Source organism: Bradyrhizobium sp. JR4.1 (genome assembly GCF_040548605.1).
In the GTDB taxonomy this organism is placed as follows: Bacteria; Pseudomonadota; Alphaproteobacteria; order Rhizobiales; family Xanthobacteraceae; genus Bradyrhizobium; species Bradyrhizobium canariense.
On sequence record NZ_JBEPRY010000034.1, the window covers coordinates 1 to 17,765 of the forward strand.

12 protein-coding genes and 1 pseudogene are annotated in these 17,765 nt (G+C 57.9%); 2 read left to right on the forward strand and 11 right to left on the reverse strand.

Translation table 11 applies throughout. The annotated features are described in order from the left end of the window. The 6 genes and pseudogenes from ABIB90_RS37370 to ABIB90_RS37395 all read right to left on the reverse strand — a co-directional run. Positions 1-416, reverse strand: a 416-nt coding sequence (locus tag ABIB90_RS37370) for an enolase-like domain-containing protein (protein WP_502918256.1), incomplete at its 3' end; no start/stop codon positions are given. Positions 417-2,008: 1,592 nt separating this feature from the next. Further along, a pseudogene (locus ABIB90_RS37375) lies at positions 2,009-2,500 on the reverse strand (acyl-CoA thioesterase); the annotation flags it as partial. Between the two features lie 588 nt (positions 2,501-3,088). Further along, positions 3,089-3,937 carry an acyl-CoA thioesterase gene (locus ABIB90_RS37380; RefSeq protein ID WP_354202502.1) on the reverse strand — a complete coding sequence of 283 codons (849 nt, stop codon included), beginning with the start codon at positions 3,935-3,937 and terminating at the stop codon, positions 3,089-3,091. 275 nt (positions 3,938-4,212) lie between these two features. Continuing rightward, on the reverse strand, positions 4,213-4,821 hold the full coding sequence (locus tag ABIB90_RS37385) for a hypothetical protein (RefSeq protein ID WP_354202503.1): 609 nt from the start codon (positions 4,819-4,821) through the stop codon (positions 4,213-4,215). A gap of 435 nt (positions 4,822-5,256) precedes the next feature. Beyond that, positions 5,257-7,050 carry an ABC transporter ATP-binding protein gene (locus ABIB90_RS37390; RefSeq protein WP_354202504.1) on the reverse strand — a complete coding sequence of 598 codons (1,794 nt, stop codon included), beginning with the start codon at positions 7,048-7,050 and terminating at the stop codon, positions 5,257-5,259. Next, positions 7,047-7,532 carry a hypothetical protein gene (locus tag ABIB90_RS37395; RefSeq protein ID WP_354202505.1) on the reverse strand — a complete coding sequence of 162 codons (486 nt, stop codon included), beginning with the start codon at positions 7,530-7,532 and terminating at the stop codon, positions 7,047-7,049. Before ABIB90_RS37395 ends, ABIB90_RS37390 begins: the two co-directional genes overlap by 4 nt. A gap of 958 nt (positions 7,533-8,490) precedes the next feature. Between ABIB90_RS37395 and ABIB90_RS37400 the strand changes: the two genes are divergently transcribed. Beyond that, a complete protein-coding gene (locus ABIB90_RS37400) occupies positions 8,491-9,885 on the forward strand; it encodes an FAD-binding oxidoreductase (protein ID WP_354202506.1) in 1,395 nt (464 codons plus the stop codon). A 1,005-nt stretch (positions 9,886-10,890) separates the two neighbouring features. On the opposite strand, the gene ABIB90_RS37405 is transcribed toward ABIB90_RS37400, so the two are convergent. The 3 genes from ABIB90_RS37405 to ABIB90_RS37415 all read right to left on the reverse strand — a co-directional run bounded on the left by ABIB90_RS37405 (position 10,891) and on the right by ABIB90_RS37415 (position 12,110). Continuing rightward, complete coding sequence (locus ABIB90_RS37405; protein ID WP_354101781.1) at positions 10,891-11,430, reverse strand: DUF2285 domain-containing protein; 540 nt, start codon at positions 11,428-11,430, stop codon at positions 10,891-10,893. Between the two features lie 46 nt (positions 11,431-11,476). Then, positions 11,477-11,689 carry a transcriptional regulator domain-containing protein gene (locus tag ABIB90_RS37410; protein WP_354101801.1) on the reverse strand — a complete coding sequence of 71 codons (213 nt, stop codon included), beginning with the start codon at positions 11,687-11,689 and terminating at the stop codon, positions 11,477-11,479. Positions 11,690-11,837: 148 nt separating this feature from the next. Further along, a complete protein-coding gene (locus tag ABIB90_RS37415; protein WP_354101782.1) occupies positions 11,838-12,110 on the reverse strand; it encodes a DNA -binding domain-containing protein in 273 nt (90 codons plus the stop codon). Positions 12,111-12,737: 627 nt separating this feature from the next. Here ABIB90_RS37415 and ABIB90_RS37420 point away from each other — a divergent pair. Beyond that, positions 12,738-13,019, forward strand: coding sequence for a helix-turn-helix domain-containing protein (locus ABIB90_RS37420; RefSeq protein WP_354202507.1), 282 nt, complete (start codon positions 12,738-12,740; stop codon positions 13,017-13,019). Between the two features lie 177 nt (positions 13,020-13,196). Here ABIB90_RS37420 and ABIB90_RS37425 read toward each other — a convergent pair whose 3' ends face one another. Both ABIB90_RS37425 and ABIB90_RS37430 read right to left on the reverse strand, forming a co-directional pair. Beyond that, positions 13,197-14,540, reverse strand: coding sequence for an LLM class flavin-dependent oxidoreductase (locus ABIB90_RS37425; RefSeq protein ID WP_354202508.1), 1,344 nt, complete (start codon positions 14,538-14,540; stop codon positions 13,197-13,199). A gap of 712 nt (positions 14,541-15,252) precedes the next feature. Beyond that, positions 15,253-17,718, reverse strand: coding sequence for a CaiB/BaiF CoA transferase family protein (locus ABIB90_RS37430; protein WP_354202509.1), 2,466 nt, complete (start codon positions 17,716-17,718; stop codon positions 15,253-15,255). Positions 17,719-17,765: the final 47 nt, after the last annotated feature.

Genomic DNA, 17,765 nt, shown 5'->3' on the forward strand with positions numbered 1-17,765 from the left:
CGTCGCTGGAGGCCAGTCGCGTAGGCGACGATGTGAGTCCGCAGCGCGCCGCCAAGCAGCTGATGCACCGGAACGCCAAAATGCTTGCCCTTGATCTCCCAGAGCGCGATATCGATACCGCTCAAGCCCTCTATCACGACACCCTTCTGGCCGTGATCGCGCAGGCGCGCATAGATCATTTGCCAGAGATACTCTGTGCGCAGCGGATCCTCGCCAATTAGCCATGACGCGACGCTCTCGACCACGGCGGCCGTAATTCGCGCCGGCCCATAGCATTCGCCCCACCCGACAACACCCTGGTCGGTCTCGATTTCGACCAGCATCGCTGTACGCGTATCGTACCAGCCACGCGCGGAGGCGAGAGGCTCCGATAGCGCGGCTTGAAGGACATGAGTGCGAACGTTCGTGATCTTCATCGGCTTTGTCTTTTACAGTGCTGCTACGTCCCTCACTCGGGTAGTAGCTTCTAAATAGGTAACGGCGCGAGGCGGGGTCTAAACGCATTAAGCTTTTGCTCAGGGAATATTCGCAGATAGGAAACGATGATCGGTGCATTGAAGATCATTTAGAGCTGGTCAGAAACGGGACAAAGATGCCGGCCGTCCGTGCACGAAGAGTGGCGGTAGCCACCATGGTGGAGCAATGGTTGTCGGGTGCCGCGCAGCACGGGCTCTCGCTGTGCATCCCTGGACAGCACAAGTCCTGGTCGCATGGCTTGCGATCCGCTTTGAGGCGCGCGGTGCTCGTCGACACGATCATCGCCGACGTAGCGAGTACTGGACGCCTTGCGAGCCTCAGCCGATATCTCTGGCTTCATTGAGACGCATATCCGTATTGCGCAACGACCGGTCCAACTGCCATCGCTGCTACAACGCCAGATTCGAAGACGTGGCAAAGAGCGATCGCATGCTACTCTTGCCACTATTTTGGGTATGCCATTCGAAGAGGTCGGAGCGCGAAAGCTCATACTCTCGAAACGGCTTGCAAACGGCCACGCCGCCGCTTTTTTGTCGAGGCCTCTCCTCTAAAGCTTGTCCCGCGATCGTTGAGACACGATCAAACTTGTAAGTTGGAGACGCGGGGACCTTTGTTGACGTGGTCAGTACGATCGCCTGTCGTGTCTTTTGTGGAGGCGGCATGGTCATATACCTGCAGCAAATGTCGGCACTTTGTCCAGTTGCGCCTTGCGACTTAGCGTAAATCGCGAGAGTATCACTGTACACCGTTGATAAGGAATCTTGTTACTACCTACTCTGGTGAGGACTTCAGTCGATAGAAGGACTATTGCTATTCTGGCGCGGACTGCGGCGCATGAGATCCAGCTGAGGTTCAACGAACTAAATTGAAGACCTGCGATGTTCGAGCCGTATAGGCCAGCTTCCGCTTGGCAGGGCCATCGCGGCCGAACGTCATCGAATGTCTCTAGAACTGCTTTGTATGCATGACGGCTGCGGCCGCACGCCGGTGAGATCTGGTTCCTGCCTGCCGCTTCCGCGCAGCAAGCACATAAATAGCGGCGAACATGCTGGATCGGCTCAACGAAGGATCTGTGGCGTTCGCGCGGGCTGCGTCCGTGGGTGGAACTCCATTTTGGTTGAGAGACGAATAGTGGGGGCGGAACGTCTCTGACTTGCCAACGGATGTCCGTGGGTCTCGCGCAAATGATCCCCGCGTATTCAGTGTCATCGTTCATCTGTTGAAAGGTCGCTGTCGCTAGTGTGATTTCCCGCCGGAATATGTCCTCCGCGAGAATCTACGATCGCTTTGTGCTACCCGGACCGACGTGGGGTCCACGAAACACGTTCCAAGAGGTTGCCGGCCTGGTGCGGTACGGACGCGCGAATAATTCCACCCACGTCAAAAGCGCATCTCCCGACAGGGAGCGGACAAAGCGGGATCAGAAGCAAGTCTTTGGCCGCTCACACACGCAACACCTCGCAGATGCTGACGATCGCAATCCTGCTGACAGAAGGTGAGGCGCATGATTGCCGGTCGCCGAACGTTTTGCTCACGTGGAAACCGAACGCCGTTCGCGGACCGAGCCCTCCTGAGAAACGGACGCTAGCAGCGTGCCGTCACGCTTGAAGATCAGGCCACGCAATGCCTCGTCCACCTTGCGCGCTCGGCGAACTCTTTGGCGTAAGGTAGCCATTCGTTAGCCCGAAACGGGCGGTGGAACCATATTGCGTGGTCGAGGCTCGCCGAGATCATGTGCCCGTCCAACAGAGTGCGGCCATAGCGCACCATCACCGCATCGAACAGCGACAGATCTGAGGCATGGGCCAGCGCGCACATATTTAACGCCGGATCGTCGGGCAGCTTTGTTGCGGCCTTGAGCCAGATATGAAAGCGGCCGCCGGCGGTCTTCTGACCGACATAACGACCGATCTCGACCGGACGCAGTTCAACCGGCCGATCGAGGTCATAGTAGCGGGATGAATTCCGGTATGTCGGGAAAAATCGGCCGCTTGGATAGTTCCTCCGCGGTGAGCCATTCCGGAACGTAGGGCATCGTTTTTGGGTTGCGAGCGAGTTTTTAGATGTTTTGCCGCGAAACAGGTTCACCTCGATCGGTTCAAGGTCGAAGATGGCGAGCAGGTCGATCGAGGTTTTGGACATTGACGCGCTTTCGTTTTTCTTCGGCATCACCACGGTTTGGCGGCCCAGTCGATGAAGGGCGTCCTTTCGAGCCACCCCGGGAGGGATTTTTGTTTTTTCGTCCATCTTTTTCGCAGCTAAGCCCCCCAACCGCTACCGTACCTGGGTTATTTGACATTGATTTAGTCAACTCGAGGAGGCCCCATTCTCTTGCGCCGGGCCTACCGCGTCCACCATTTCCAACGATGCTTAACCTTCCCCAGCAATCACCACGGCAACGCCTATACTTGAAGAGATGCGAAATCGATTTCCTCATCCCACGCCTGAAACAAAGTTGCGCTTGCTGTCAGACTGTCAACATAGACTTTAACCTGACACGGCCGAACCCCACAATGCCACCTGGAAGAGGTTTACCCCCTCCTACCGGAGGATCGACGGCACAGCGTTCTTCGAAAACTTGCATCACGTTTATACGAACATGCCAGAAGGCTCAGCGTCCCTCGCGCACCGAACCTTCCTGGACGACAGACGCGACCAGCGTGCCGTCTGGCTTGAAGATTAAGCCGCGCACGAGACCGCGTCCGCCTTGCGCGCTCGGCGACTCTTTGGCGTAAAGTAGCCACTCGTCCGCCCGAAAGGGGCGGTGGAACCACATTGCGTGATCGAGACTTGCAATCATCATCCGCCTGTCGAACAATGGGCGCTCATAGCGCGCCGTCACCGCATCGAGCAGCGAGTAATCGGAGGCATAGGCCAGGGCGCACATATGAAGCGCTGGATCGTCGCGCAACCTCTCTGCGGCCTTGATCCAGATATGAACGCGACCGTCATCAATTTTCTGCCCCACATAACGACCGATCTCGACCGGGCGCAACTCTATCGCGTAATTGCGCCGGATGAATTCCATCGTTTCACAATACAACGGCTGCTTGGGCAATTCCTCCTCTACGAGCTTTTCCGGCAGCGGCACGCGGGGCATCTTGTCCTGGTGGTCAAAGGCGCTCTCCTCGCCGGCATGGAACGACACCGTGATGGAGAAAATTGCATTGCCATGCTGCATTGCGGTGACGCGGCGCGTCGAATAGCTCTTGCCCTCACGCACCCGTTCGACCTGGTAAATGATCGGGACGTGGGGGTCGCCGGGCCGGATGAAATGGCCGTGCAGCGAGTTCGGTAGCCGACCTTCGACTGTACGGCATGCCCCGACCATCGCTTGCCCGATTACCTGGCCGCCAAACACCCGTTGAGCGTTTGTATTCGGACTCTTGCCGCGAAATAGGTACGTTGCGATCTGTTCCACGTCGAAGATAGCGAGCAGGTCGATCAGGCTTTGGGACATTGACGTGGCTTCTGTTTCTTCGGCGTCATTTCCAGGCATGGCACAGCCACGAACCTAAGAATTTCGAGATTTCTGGGCGTTTCTTCGAATCGCTCTCTGCAACGGCAAATGTTCGGAACGGCACGCGACAGTGCTGCTGTCTATGACATCGATTTGAATAAATCGTGCCCTTCGCATGAACTCCTGGACGTAAGCATTTCGCAACAATGCTCTATGGTCGCTGCAGCAATCGGTGTGCCAAAAGACGCTGCGCGTGTTGAGGAGATGCAATCCATCTACTCGTGTCGCGCCCGACGAAATATTTTATCCTGGTGGCGCGTTCCACACACAGAGAGTTGAAACCGGACATAGCTGAGCACGACAACCGACGCGCGAAGGAAAACCGCTGCCTCTCGTGCCCAACGTTTGGCGATGACGCTCGTCCGCGCTGTCATACGCAGAAATAGGCCGACAGCGGCCACTAATTTCGTAAGCGCCTTCTGCCCCTGCCTTGCAGCTTCTGCACGGCCGCGTGACAGGCGAGCCACCGATGGCATCGAGGCCAACAACTCGATGCTGTCGCGCTTCTTTTCCGCTGATAAATCAGCGTCAAAAGAATTCCAGGTGCGCCAGCGAATAGGATTGCCGCCTAAGTTGCTGAGCGCGCTGGGAATCGTGTTTCGGCCGCCGAAGAGGCTCGGCCGCGCGCTGATTTCCTCGACACACCTGGCCGACGACGGCAATGAGCTGCCGGTAGGCCCGGAACCTCGTGCACACGCTTTCGTGCCACGCGCCATACGGCTTGGAAAACCACGACGTTTCTTGCGGGCTCTGACCCGCGAGGGATCGAAGCGCTTTGCGCGCGACGGGCTGATGCCAAGTATTTCTTTGCCGATGTCGAGCACATTCTTGTTCCCATGCTGCGCAATGGTAATCCTCGATAATGGTCGAAACATAGGAACGAAGAGGCGGCGCGCCTCATCGCCGCCGACGCGCGCCTCCTGTTGTTGCCGCTATAGGCCGATCTCAATCGACCAAAATGGCCTTCGTGAACCTCAACGAATATTGCGACACGCCCCAGCTAGACGCCGACGCCCTTTGGGATCTCAACGGCCGCGTCTCTTCTGACGAATACGCCAACTAGCTCCGCCGATATAGTCCCTGTTTGATCGCGACTTGCCCTAGACCCTTCCGTGGAAGCAGGAACGTCACTCGGAACGACCATCTGGATAGCGCCACCCCAAAGATGGTCGTACTCAAGTTGACGCACCATGCAGCCGTGACCTGAAGGACTCCGATGGTCGGATTTTGATGCACCGCTTAGGTGCGGAATTGACCGGCTAAGTCGTCGCCGAGGCCTTACCGCTGGCCTGGCGTTCGAATAGCCCGCGATAGATGCCGCCGGCCCGAACCAGGGTGTCGTGGGTGCCCTGCTCGACGATCTCACCGCGATCGAACACCAAAATGCGATCGAGGTTGCGTACCGCCGAGAGCCGGTGCGCGATCACGATCGAAGTGCGCCCCCTCATTAATCGCTCCATCGCCTCCTGAATCAGTGCCTCCGATTCCGAATCGAGGCTCGAGGTCGCCTCGTCCAGAACCAATATCGGCGCGTCAGCGAGGAACGCACGCGCAAGGGCGACCCGCTGCCGCTCCCCCCCCGACAGCTTTACACCGCGCTCGCCGACCAGCGTACCATAACCCTTCGGGAGCCGCAGGATGAACTCGTGCGCATTGGCTAGCCGCGCTGCCTGCTCGATCGTCGTCACGTTGACCCCGGGCCGGCCGTAGGCGATATTCTCCGCCAGCGAGCGGTGGAACAGGATCGGCTCCTGCTGCACGATCGCGATCTGACTGCGCAGCGATTGCTGTGTCACTTTGGCAATATCTTGACTGTCAATCAGAATCCTCCCGCCCGAGAGATCATAGAGCCGCTGCACCAACTGGACAAACGTGGTCTTGCCCGAGCCAGATCGGCCGACCAGCCCAACCCGTTCGCCGGCGCGGATGTCGATCGACAAGCCGTCGTAAAGCGGCGCGCGGCCCCCCTCGTAGTGAAAGGTCACATCCTCGAAAGTTATCCTTCCGCCCCGGATACCGATTGGCTTGGCGCCCGGACTATCGATGATGTCGATCGGCTCACCGCTAATCGTAACAAGCTCCACCATGTCGTTCACCGAACGCTGCAGATTGTTGATGTGCATGCCGACCTCTCGCAAATAGGCGTGAATGACGTAATAGCTCGTCAGCACATAGGTGACGTCGCCCGGAGAAGCGCGGCCCGCTATCCACAGCAGGATAGCGCCGCCGATTACCGAACCGCGCAAGCACAAGATCATCAAATATTGCAACAAACCGCTTGCGTTGCCACGCAGCCACGTGCGCGATACCCGTGCCTGCCACCGGTTGATGACACTGTCGAGCCGCGCATCCTCGCGCGCTTCCGCGCCGAATGATTTCACCACGGCATTGCAGGTAAGCGCATCCGCCAGCGTGGCGCCGATCTTGGTATCCCAAGCATTGGATATTCGTGCACTTGGCGCGATATAGCTGATCGTCAGCGCTATCGTGATCGCCACATAGATTACCGCGCCGACTGCGATCACGCCGCCGAACGCGGGCCAGTGCAGGCTCAGCAGGATCATCGCCCCCACAAGGACGGCGAGCGAAGGCGACAATGCCATCAGAACGGTATTATTGAGCAGGTCGAGCGCCCACATGCCACGCGTGATCTTGCGCACGGTCGAGCCGGCGAAGGAATTGGCGTGCCAATCGGTCGAGGAGCGCTGCACCCGCATGAAGGCTTCGCGCACCACATCCGACATCGTCTTGAGCGTGAATGGTACAATCGCCTGCATGCCAGTAAGCCGCAGGATGAGCGAGACGAGCCCCAGCGCGGCGATGCCGCCGAACGTAACAAGCGCCGTATGCGCTGCGGCCAGATCGTACGGACCCGCCGTTAATGCATCGACCAGATGGCCCGAATAGACTGGCATGAACAGGTCGGCGACGGATGCACCCAAGAAGCTGGCGAAGACGATCGTGAGGCGGACAGGCTGCTTCAGCCAGTGCTGGAACACGAACGGGATCACCTCGCGGAAAGCGGCGGGTCGTTTGCCGTCGGAAACAATCATGGCGCAATCCGGCCGCACTCATAGCGCGGGCCGTCTCCGTCTAAATTGACGCATGGCAGCACAAGCCACGACAGGAGTGTCGTTGGAAAGCGGCGCGCTGTTGGGTGCTTCGGGAGAGCGGGACGTCGCTCCCGATCAACGTAGGCGGTCAACGGTCTGACCGAAAATCCTGCAAGAACAGCTGAACTAAGCGCGCGATCGTTGAATAAGACATGATCACGGAAATCCTCGCCGGCTCGAGTGACGCCGCCGCGGCGGTGGGCTCGTTCGTAGCCGATCTGGTTATCTTGTAAGAACTCAGGGGTATCGATGTTGCGGTAGATTGATGGACCGTAGTCACTGAAGGATTTCCGGTCATCGTCGCCGCCGAAGAGCGCGCCAATAGATTCTCCGGTCCAGCTCCACAGTCCCTGCAGGATCTTCACTGCTGACCCGAGATCCGCTGAATTGGTAGTACTGCTTGCAACGAGCGTAACCGTCATGAAACGCCAAAGAGGAGCGTCAGATCGCATCATAAACTTTCACAACGCGTACTCCCGATTGCACACACGTCCTTCGATGAAACAAGTGCGACATGCCTGCTCCAGGCTTGACGCGTCAGCGCACGCTACGACATCGCGTCTTGCGGCCGCGGGATTGGGGAGCCCGAAAGCGATTCGCATTGCCTCTGTTCTTTCCTCCACGACGTGGAGTTCGAAAACTGTTTGGTGACGTCGAGATAAGCCGCGAGTTTCCTTTCAGATAGATGACGTTGTGCACGCGCCGATTAATTCTGGCGGCAACAGATTTGCTCGGTCTGGCCGCTGCACCGTTTCTTGCTCCAGCACCCATGCAACAGTGCAGCCGAACTAGCGTTGTCGGTATGCCGGCCGCAGCGAACGACACTTGCGTCCAATAGTTCGAATGTCCACGTGTCGAACACCGCCTAAAGAGAGCACCGCTCGTCTTTCACCGCTATCGCTGCCTTTGAGCAGCAACAACCGTGCCAACACCTTGCAAAGGTGTGAAGCTGTTGTTTGGGATTAGAAAAGCCGTAGATCGGCAGGTGACGCTTGGTTGTTTTGAACGCAACGGCCGTCATCCCGTCGTCAGAAACCGAACAGGAGCAGCGGTCGTTTGCGCCGGGAATTACGCCTTGCGGCGAGCGTCATGTACGGCTGAGTTGGCCCTAGCGGCAGACCCAAGCGAAGCAAGCCGCGCATCAGATTCCACGCGTGGCACGTCGATTGCTAGTGGGAAGACACGGCAGCTCGAGAGCAGTGGGGTTCTTCCGGGGTTATCGATGAAGATTGCTAGATCGGCACAAATGCGCGGAGAAGGTTTATGATTCCCGACGAACATCAAGAAGGGTTGCTGAGAACCTCGCCCGGCAAGGCAACGAGAACGCTGCAGCGTTCTAACAAGGGGCCATGCCATCACGATTAGATCGAGTGAGGGGAGATGACCGACAATTTCATCGACCGACTATGCAAGGCGCTCCGCAAGGGTTCGGTGCTGACTGGCACGGACATTGACTCGCGCTATTACCATGATTTGGCCGGTAGACCGGTCGCGCAGCCGCGAGCGGTGGTCCGTCCTAGGACGACGGAAGATGTCTCGGCGTTGCTTCGGTTCTGTCACCGCGAAAAAGTGCCAGTTACGACGCAGGGCGGCATGACCGGGCTGGTGCGCGGCGCCCTGCCCAATCCGGATGAAATCGTGCTATCGATGGAACTTATGAATGCGGTCGAGGAGGTTGACACCTCGTCAGGCGCAGCCGTGGCGCAGGCCGGCACGCCGCTGCAAAAGATCCAGGAACGGCTCGAGCAGGAAGGTTACATGTTCCCGCTCGATCTCGCCGCGCGCGGTAGCTGTACTATCGGCGGCAACATCTCGACAAATGCCGGCGGCAATCGCGTGATTCGGTACGGCATGACGCGTGACTTGATCCTCGGCCTCGAAGTCGTTACCGCCGATGGCATCGTGCTGCAGGGCTTGCGCAAATACATCAAGAACAATACTGGCATCGACCTGAAGCAGCTTTTCATCGGCAGCGAGGGGGTTCTCGGCGTGGTGACGCGAGCAGCGTTGCGCATCTTTCCTGCTCCTAGGGAGCGGCAAGTGGCGCTTTGCGCCCTGCCCTCCTTTGCACGAGTCATCTCGATCTTGGGAATGGCGCGAAAACTTCTGGGCGGAGAACTGACCGCATTTGAGGTGATGTGGAACGAGTACTATCGCCTCGCACTCGAGCGTGTGAACGGTGTGGTTCGGCCGCTGCCGGTCCATTATCCCTTGTATGTCTTGATCGAGGCCTCTGGTGACGATGCCGATCGTATCCATGCCGATCTCGACAAGCTGCTCGATACGGCAATGCGCGCGAACATGATCCTTGACGCGACGCTCTCGACGTCGAATGCATCTGCAGAAGCGATATGGCGCATCCGCGATTGCAGCTTAGAACTTACCCGGACGTTTCCTTATGCCGCACTTATCGCTCTCGACGTCAGTATCGCCATCGACCGGATGGATCAGTATGTGAAGACAATTCTCGCGCGTATTAAGGAGATCGACCCCGGCGCTTTCACGATCGTCTTCGGTCACGCCGGCGATGGTAACCTGCATATCGAGCTACATCACGAGCACACGCCCGACAGGAGGCACGAATTAGAGAGGCTTGCTTATCAGATCACCGGCGAATTCGGCGGATCGATCTCAGCGGAACACGGCATCGGCATTGTTAAGCGACCTTACCTGAAGATGAGTAGGACATCGGAGGAAATCGAAGCGATGCGTACGCTCAAGCGAGCGCTCGATCCGAACAACATCCTGAACCCGGGACGAATTTTCACGATGTGAGAGGATGCGAGGACGGCGCGGGCCATCTCGGTCGGACCAACGCGTGTGAGGCGTTTCAGCAAGTGGAGGCCTAACACCGTGTCATTGCCCTGCCCTCTCGCGCTTTACAGTTTGCACCGGCACCCATGAGATCGCCGAGATGCACGCGCTCGAACTGGTCGCCTTACCAATGCGTACCAAGCCCACCTCTCACATTTGCCGCGGAAAGAGGTAGCTCTGATCGAAGGAGGCAACGCGCAAACAATTCAGGAATTTGAAACTGCTAACCGTGCCTTTCGCCCGCTTGGCGCCCTTGCGCGACCTGCTCGCCAAGGGCTACAGCAAATTCCCAATTGTTGTTCGCGATGGCGTGCAGTTGCGGCTGCTCCAACCAACCATAGGCAGTGGCCGTTCAAGTAGAGCTTCGATTCAGCCGCCTCCGGCTCGGGAGCGCACCGTTGTTTAACAGACGACGTTTCGCCGCTTCGATGACAAGGCGCGCCCGATGGGATGCGCATGGTTTCGTTATGTGACCGAACCTATCCTCCCCGGCGGTAGACTTCTGCTTAGCCGTCAGCCTATGCCAGGCCTCACCCGGCCTAAACATGGTCGGATCTCGCAGCGAGAGCCGGAGCCGCTATGGACCAATGCCGGGAATGGAGCAAAGAAACTTCGCCATCGGATTTATCCTGAGGATCCGAGCCAGCTCTAGCTCGGTGGCATCCACCTTCCGTCCCGGTTCTCTCAGTTGTGAAGCCAGTGCCATACGGGCATTGGCTGGTCGCCTCAGCCCGTCGTAATCCAGCAAGGCCACCGCCCCTCCACCTTTGCCGCCCTTGTCCAACCAAGAATGCGAACTCAGCAAAATGAGCTCGGATAGCGCAAGGCGTCATGGTTCTCTGTCGCACCGGCAGCCCTATTGCTAATGACGCACCACGACGCTTGGTTCGAGGCTGAGGCCAATACTGAGCCATGCCAGCAGAAGAATTGGCTGCACAGAATGGATGTGTGCTATCGCCCGAGAGCTCATGAAATGTCATCCCTGCCTTTGCCTTTGTTCAGCAATGCGCGGCAGCGAAAGCGCATGAGGCGCCGCCCCAGCTCAACAAGTCGAATGGTCCGGCTGCGCAGGTCATCTGTTTTCCAGCCCCGCTCAGCAATACGATGTCTTCCAAACAGGCCTTGCGCGATTTGGCGATAGCTATTTCCTTCCTGCCATCCATCCAGTGCGCGCAGCGCGAGGATCAGCCGCCGCAGCTTCAAAGCCGGCAAAGCAAGAGGAGGCGTTCCGAGCGGCCGACGTTCAAGCGCGAGCCAAAGTCGACGCGCGGCCTGCAAGCGAAGCTCGAGATTCGCCTCGAGCGGCAGATCGATACTGACAGCACATCCGCTCGCCGGAAGCTTGCTCAGCCAAAGGCGATGCTTCGCGCCCCCGAGCGGCACGATGGCATGCCATCCATCCGGCGCGCGACGAAGCTCGCTGCCCGGCAGATTGGCGACGTCGAGCTGGTAGCTTTTGGGCGCCATACAGTTGGCCGCCCGGACAGCCAGTACGGTCGACAGCACCTCGGGTGCCCAGAAAACTGCTTGCTTGTCGAAAGTCTTTTGGGGATCAGCAGGAAAACGAGAGCCCCCACTTCCGCCGGAACTGGCCCGCCGCTGCGCTTGAACGTTCGCGGCGAGATAACCGCCTATAATCCTCTTGGTAGTCGCGATCTCGGCGCAGCCACTCCCAGGCCAGGTCGGCCGCTTCTGCCTTCTTGAGGCCGCTGTATGCTTCCTCAGATCTCCAGTCAATATTCGGCATCGCACCATTTCCCCACATGATCTTCACACGCGTTGAACTGCAGCCGATGATTGTGGCGCTTTACGGCTGCATGCGTAGCGCGTGCCCGCTTTGCATGCACTTAATCGATGCCACGATCATCTTTTGCGATTGCTGGGAATTCCGCCGATCCTGCTATCCGCGCTGTTCACTCCTTGGGCCAACCACCACGCAGCAGATCACGATAGCCGTGGCTCGCTAGCCACTTGGCCCGAGCCAGATGACTTTCGAAGGTGCGTCGCGCACGGTCCGGTTCAACGGTCGTGTCAAGCCCGAGCACAATGCGCGCGATTTCGCGCCAATCTGCCTTGTCAGCGTCGGCATCGAGAAGTCGCATATAGGTGATCGCGTGCTCCTTGTCATATGACGTGAGCTCGTGCGCGCTGGGCGCCAAATCTGCAATCTTCGGATCGGCCGGCACTGCGTGAAGCTCCTACCAAATTGAAAAATCTATCGAAATCGGAGCAACGCTAGCGAACTTGGGGCCATTTTGGAACCGCTCGAATCGTCGCGGTCCCAAGCTGTTTTTGCCCAACGCCATAACGGCGACCGCATATCGGCTCACAATGACCTGGTGACTCCATTCTGGGCCTTTGCTCTTTGCTCGGCGCTGGATCTACTCGCAGTCCATACCGCGACTGATCGCAGATTTGCCACACAGCTTAGGGCGTCCTTGCTCTTCACCCTCCCTGAACGGAATGGACCCACCGTCGTTTTCCCGTGCGCTGGTGAAAGGCCGCGCCTAAAGCCAGCCAAGTGGAAAGAATTCGTGCACGCTTCGAGCGCCAGCTGACGGCCGCCCTATTTGGTCGCGGCGCCCGGAAAAAGCCGCGTTACCTCTGGCGCCATTTTGCTCTCCCGCCAGTACTCGCGCCGTGAGCGCGCCTGTGATGGGTCGACGGCATTCGAAAACGACCAGGACATCTCCCGTCTCACGGTGGACTGCTCCCTGGAAGCAACGGTGCTGCGAGAGCCAAATGCTTGAGTATGAGCTTATCGTAATAGTGCGGCTATAACCAGTGGTTTCATAATCGCCGGAATGGCTGCCTTGGCGCATGAACGCTCGTGCGCTTGTGGCCTGGAAGCCGGCTCCGCGTACAGCGCGGCATTCCGCAAGAGCAATTGGTATGATGCCAGGATCGACCGCTCATATATGGGGCGCATTGAGCAGAAGAAAGAGAATCCGACCATTGATCTTTTGGACCGTATCGCCGCGACTTTGGGTGTTCACTTGTCCGAATTGTTCGCCGAGCCTGCCAAGTGTGCGATGCCCCCCAAGCCGATGTCTAGAGGGCGCAAGCCGGCCCGCCAGTGCCGGAATATGAAGTAACTATTCCAGATGGTCATGCTTGTAGCTAACCACGGGCGCAGACGAGCCGGAGCGGCCTCACGTGCCCGCTTCGAACCTGCGGCGGCTTCCGACCTCCGGCTCCAGCTATGCCGCATCAGCACGGTTCCGCTTAAACAGCGCTCAGCGCCCTTTGCCTCCAAGTAGCCAAAGCATGGCTTACGCCGCTCGTGTAAACTGATTGGGTGGCCGCTTGAGCCCGAGGTTTTCTCTAAGAGTCTGCCCGGAGCTTTCCGACCTAAACTTACCGCGTCGGCGCAGTTCAGGAACGACGAGCTCCACAAAATCTTTGAGCCCGCTCGGAACGATCGCGGGAATGAGGTTGAATCCATCGGCCGCATATTGATCGAAGGCATTGATCATGATGTCGGCTATCTCATTAGGCGTCCCGACCACCATTAGATGTCCGCGCGAATCCGATATCGAGCGGATCAGCTGTCTCCAGGTCATTCCTTGGCGAGCAGCTAGCTCGAGGAGCACCTTCTGGCGGCTTTGAATGAAATTCGTCTCCGGCAAAGTGGCAGGAACTAGCGAGTCCAAATTGATCGCACGCAGGTTGGTGACGAACCCCAGCCACCGATCTGCCGTCTCCGTCATCACGTCTGTATGTGTATAGGACTGCAGTTTCTTAAGCTTATCGGAGGCCTCCTGCTTGGTCCTCCCAACAATCGGGACAATGCCCGGCATCACCAATATCTGATCGTCTTCGCGTCCCAGCCCACGAGCCTTCTCCTTTAGATCTGTGTAGTACTGCTTACCGCTTTCAAGCAAAGGCTGGGCGGTGAATACAACTTCGGCGAATTCTGCAGCGAATCTCACTCCGGCCTCGGATGAGCCAGCCTGGACGAGTACAGGGTAGCCTTGGGGCGGCCGTGCGATATTCAGTGGGCCTCTGACCGAGAAATAGGTTCCACGGTGATTGAGGAAGTGCAGCTTCCTCGTGTCGGCGAAGGTTCCACTTTGCTTGTCACGAACGAAGGCGTCGTCTTCCCATGTATCCCAAAGTCCCTTCATGACGCCTACGAACTCTCTAGCTCGCTCATATCGCGCGTCATGCTCTGGAATCTCCTCATCACCAAAATTCGCCCCTTCGAACTTATTTCCGGAGGTAACGATATTCCAAGCGGCACGCCCGTGCGAGAGGTGGTCAAGGGAAGCAATCATACGTGCGAGATGATACGGCTGGTGATACGTCGTGGTCGCTGTTGCAACAAAGCCGATATTTTTTGTTCTTGATGAAAGAGCCGACAACAGCGTGATCGGCTCAAACGTATCGTTTCGGCCTGCCCGCGCTATGTTTGCATTATCTCGTTCGACGACACTTGGGCTATCTGCAAGAAACACGAAGTGAAATGCCGCGCCTTCGGCAAGCGCCGCAAGGTGCGCATAATGCTCGATATCGACTCCGCCCGTCTTGGGCACGCTCGGATCGCGCCAAGCTCCCTCGATATATCCCGCCTGTAAGACGTATAATCCGAGCGCCATTTGACCATTACGCGCCATGCCGTACTCCTCTCTCAAACGCCTCTCATGTTAAAGCGACCTGCCGGCCGGTCGAAAACCACATTCTATGACCTAAACACCGCACATGTTGTTTCAGAGCAGCAGGAGGCAGCAAAGCAGCCGAAGGAACGCTCCGCTAGGTACAGATTATAAGTCGCTGCTGTGTAAGCGCTGTTCCTTCAGCTTCGCCTTCGCGCAAAGCTATTTTGCAGCGGTCTCGACCTTTGCAGCAGATGTCGAACGTATAGATGACACGGGTACATATCCGGAGCAACAGCGAGCACTGGTAGTTGACTTCAGTGCCACTTCCATCTCGCTGGACTATTCCCGAATAGCAGCCGACTTCCAGGCGGTCGATCTTACCAGTGTCGAGCGGCCTGCAGAGGGTCGTGCGATCGGTGGGTTCGAGTTCATGGACGACCAACGATGTCTTTGTCCTGTAGACTAGCCAGCTGATCCAGTCAGGACGACCGGCGATCTTTGAGCCCGCTCCTCAGGCCAAGGTGGCAGTCGTTTCGACCCAAGGCATGCGGATCTTCACATATTCTATCTAGCGCATGGGGCGCCGACCGACGCCAATGACTCAAATACAAGTGCAACTTCGCTGTTATCAGACAATCCGGTCCTTCCTTGACAATTCCGTTACATCTGCGACTGCGCAAGCATACACTTTGTCCTCAAGCCGCCGTGAGAGCCACAGGTAAACGCGAGGCTATATCGTCGAGGTTTCTTGAGAGCTTCGTCTTTGGCTCAGCTCCACCTCCGAGAGCATTCTCGTCCCGATGATGCCTTTCCTCTTGAGATCGGCGATTTCCGGCTCGCAGAGCCCTAAAAGGCCGGTCAGAATTTCCGTGTTATGTTCTCCAAGAACGGGTGCTGCTCGGCAGATCGAATGAGGCCGTGCGCCTTCACGAATCGGGATCGACGATTGCGGGTGCAGACCGATGAAAGCGCGTTTAACGTCCTGAAAGAATGAACGATATCTTAGGTGCGGATCCTTTAGCAGGTCGATTGGCAGGCGCACAACGCCGGCTGCGATGCTCGCGGCCTGCAGCTGGAACATTGCCTGATCTGCATCACGTGTGCGCGTCCAGGCTTCGATTCCCCTATCGATCGTATCCTCCATCGAACGGCGGCGGTCCGCAACTTTCAACGAGGGGTCAGCAGCCCAGTCTCCTCGGCCGATCACGCTCGCAAGCCTCTGCCACATACCCGCGTCGGTCGCAGCCACTGCAATCCAGCCGTCTTCTCCGGCGCAGCGGAAGCAGCCGTGCGGCACAAACTGAGGATGCCGATTGCCGTACCTTGTCGACGTACCGCAAAGCGATTGGATAATGATCCATGGAGCAGCAAGCGGCATCATGCATTCGATCTGCGCGAGATCGATAAACTGCCCCTGCCCAGTCTCGCGGGCGTGGATCAGTGCGACAAGAACTGCAGCGCAACCATTCAGACCACCTATAGCATCCCCGAACGCAACGTGGCTCATTACCGGCGGCCCATTGGCACTTCCGACCACGCTCGGTAGCCCCGAGCCCTGCTCCAGCGTCGAGCCGTATGCCCGGCAATCGCGAAAAGCGCTGTTCTTGCCAAAGGCCGACATCGACATCACGACGAGGCCGGGGTTGAGCCTTCTCAGCACTTCGTAACCGAGCCCAAGCTTTGGCAGCACATCCACCGAATAATTGTCGACGACAATGTCGGCGCCCGCTATCAGCCGCTTAGCAAGGGTGAGGCCCTCGGGTCTGGTCAGATCGAGTGTGATGCCGCGCTTGTTTCGGTTCATCATGCAGAAACGCAGCGTCTTCTCGTACATCTGACGGTTTACGTAATCCGGCCGGCGATCGACACCGCGCCACCAGTCCGGGTACTGGATCGCCTCGATCTTGATCACGTCCGCACCGAGGTCAGCAAGGGTCCGCGTACACAACGGGCCAGCCCAGCCCATGGAAAAGTCAATGACGCGCGTTCTCAGCAAAGGTTTTTCGGCTGCACTGCTGCAGTCGACGAACATCGACACGCCCGTTGCGGAGTTCGATCGGCTATTCGTCAGAGCCTGCCGCTCGCCGGGACACGGAACTTTTCCGCCGCGGCGCGGCGGTGTCAATGTCAGCCGCTGCATCGAGCCAGCCGTCAGCGCTCTTTCCTTGCCGAGCAGAATTGGGGCGATTGCACTACGCTCGATCTTCTCCTTGTCCTGGAGAAGATCGGACATCTCTGGCACCGGCACAATCGGGATCTTGCGCTTTAGTCCCTCGGCAAACCACTGCTGCGCGGTCCGCTTCCTAAGCCTTGGGATGATCAGTCGCTCGATCTGCTCTATATGGTTCAGACGGTCGGCACCGAGCACTAGAGCTGGATCGTCACGCAATTGAGGAAGGCCGAGCATGTCGCAGAACGCACGCCACTGGGGCGGGGTTATTGTTGTGACGCCAAGCCACCCCTTTTTTGTTTCATAGATGCCTGCTGGAAAATTCGGCCAGAAGCGATTGATGCCGATCCGGCGCATCACGTCGCCGCGCTGAAATGCTTCAAATAGCTGATACTCGCTGAGCGAGATACATGCTTCGAAGATACTGAGCGAGTACGACCGACCTGCTCTACTCTGCATTCGCGCAAACACTGACGAAGCAGCTGCGATAAAGCCCCATAGACCCGCCAGGATACCGGTCTGGAAATCCGGCGCGTGCAAAGGAGGTCCTTCGACTGGCCCAACCAGCTTGATGAGACCGGCAAGGGCGCGAACGATCGAGTCGCTCGCGGTGAATTCAGCATAAGGCCCGTCCTGGCCGAACCAGCTCACATCCAGGTAGATCAACGCGGGTCGCCGTCGTCGGATTGCGGTGACATCAACGGGTGGACAGTTCGCGCCATCGACATCACGGCCATCGACCAGAATGTCGCAATCCTCAATCAACAGCGTCAGTCGCTTGACCGCTCCTGGGTCGGCAGCATCGATGACGATACTTGACTTGTTGAAGTTCAGGAACGCGAACCACGCGCTCTGGCCACCTGGGCTCAGCGGAGCGCTGGAACGAAGTGGATCGCCGGTCGGCGGCTCGACCTTCCAAACCTCGGCGCCGAAGTCGGCAAACAGCCGCGCACAGTAGCTTGTCGCAGCTGAGCTACCAATTTCGACCACTCGTAACTGCGACAACGCCTCTTTGGTTGGCTTCATTCTTCAGCCATAGCTATGCTTTGCAACTTATTAGCCCGCGGATGCGG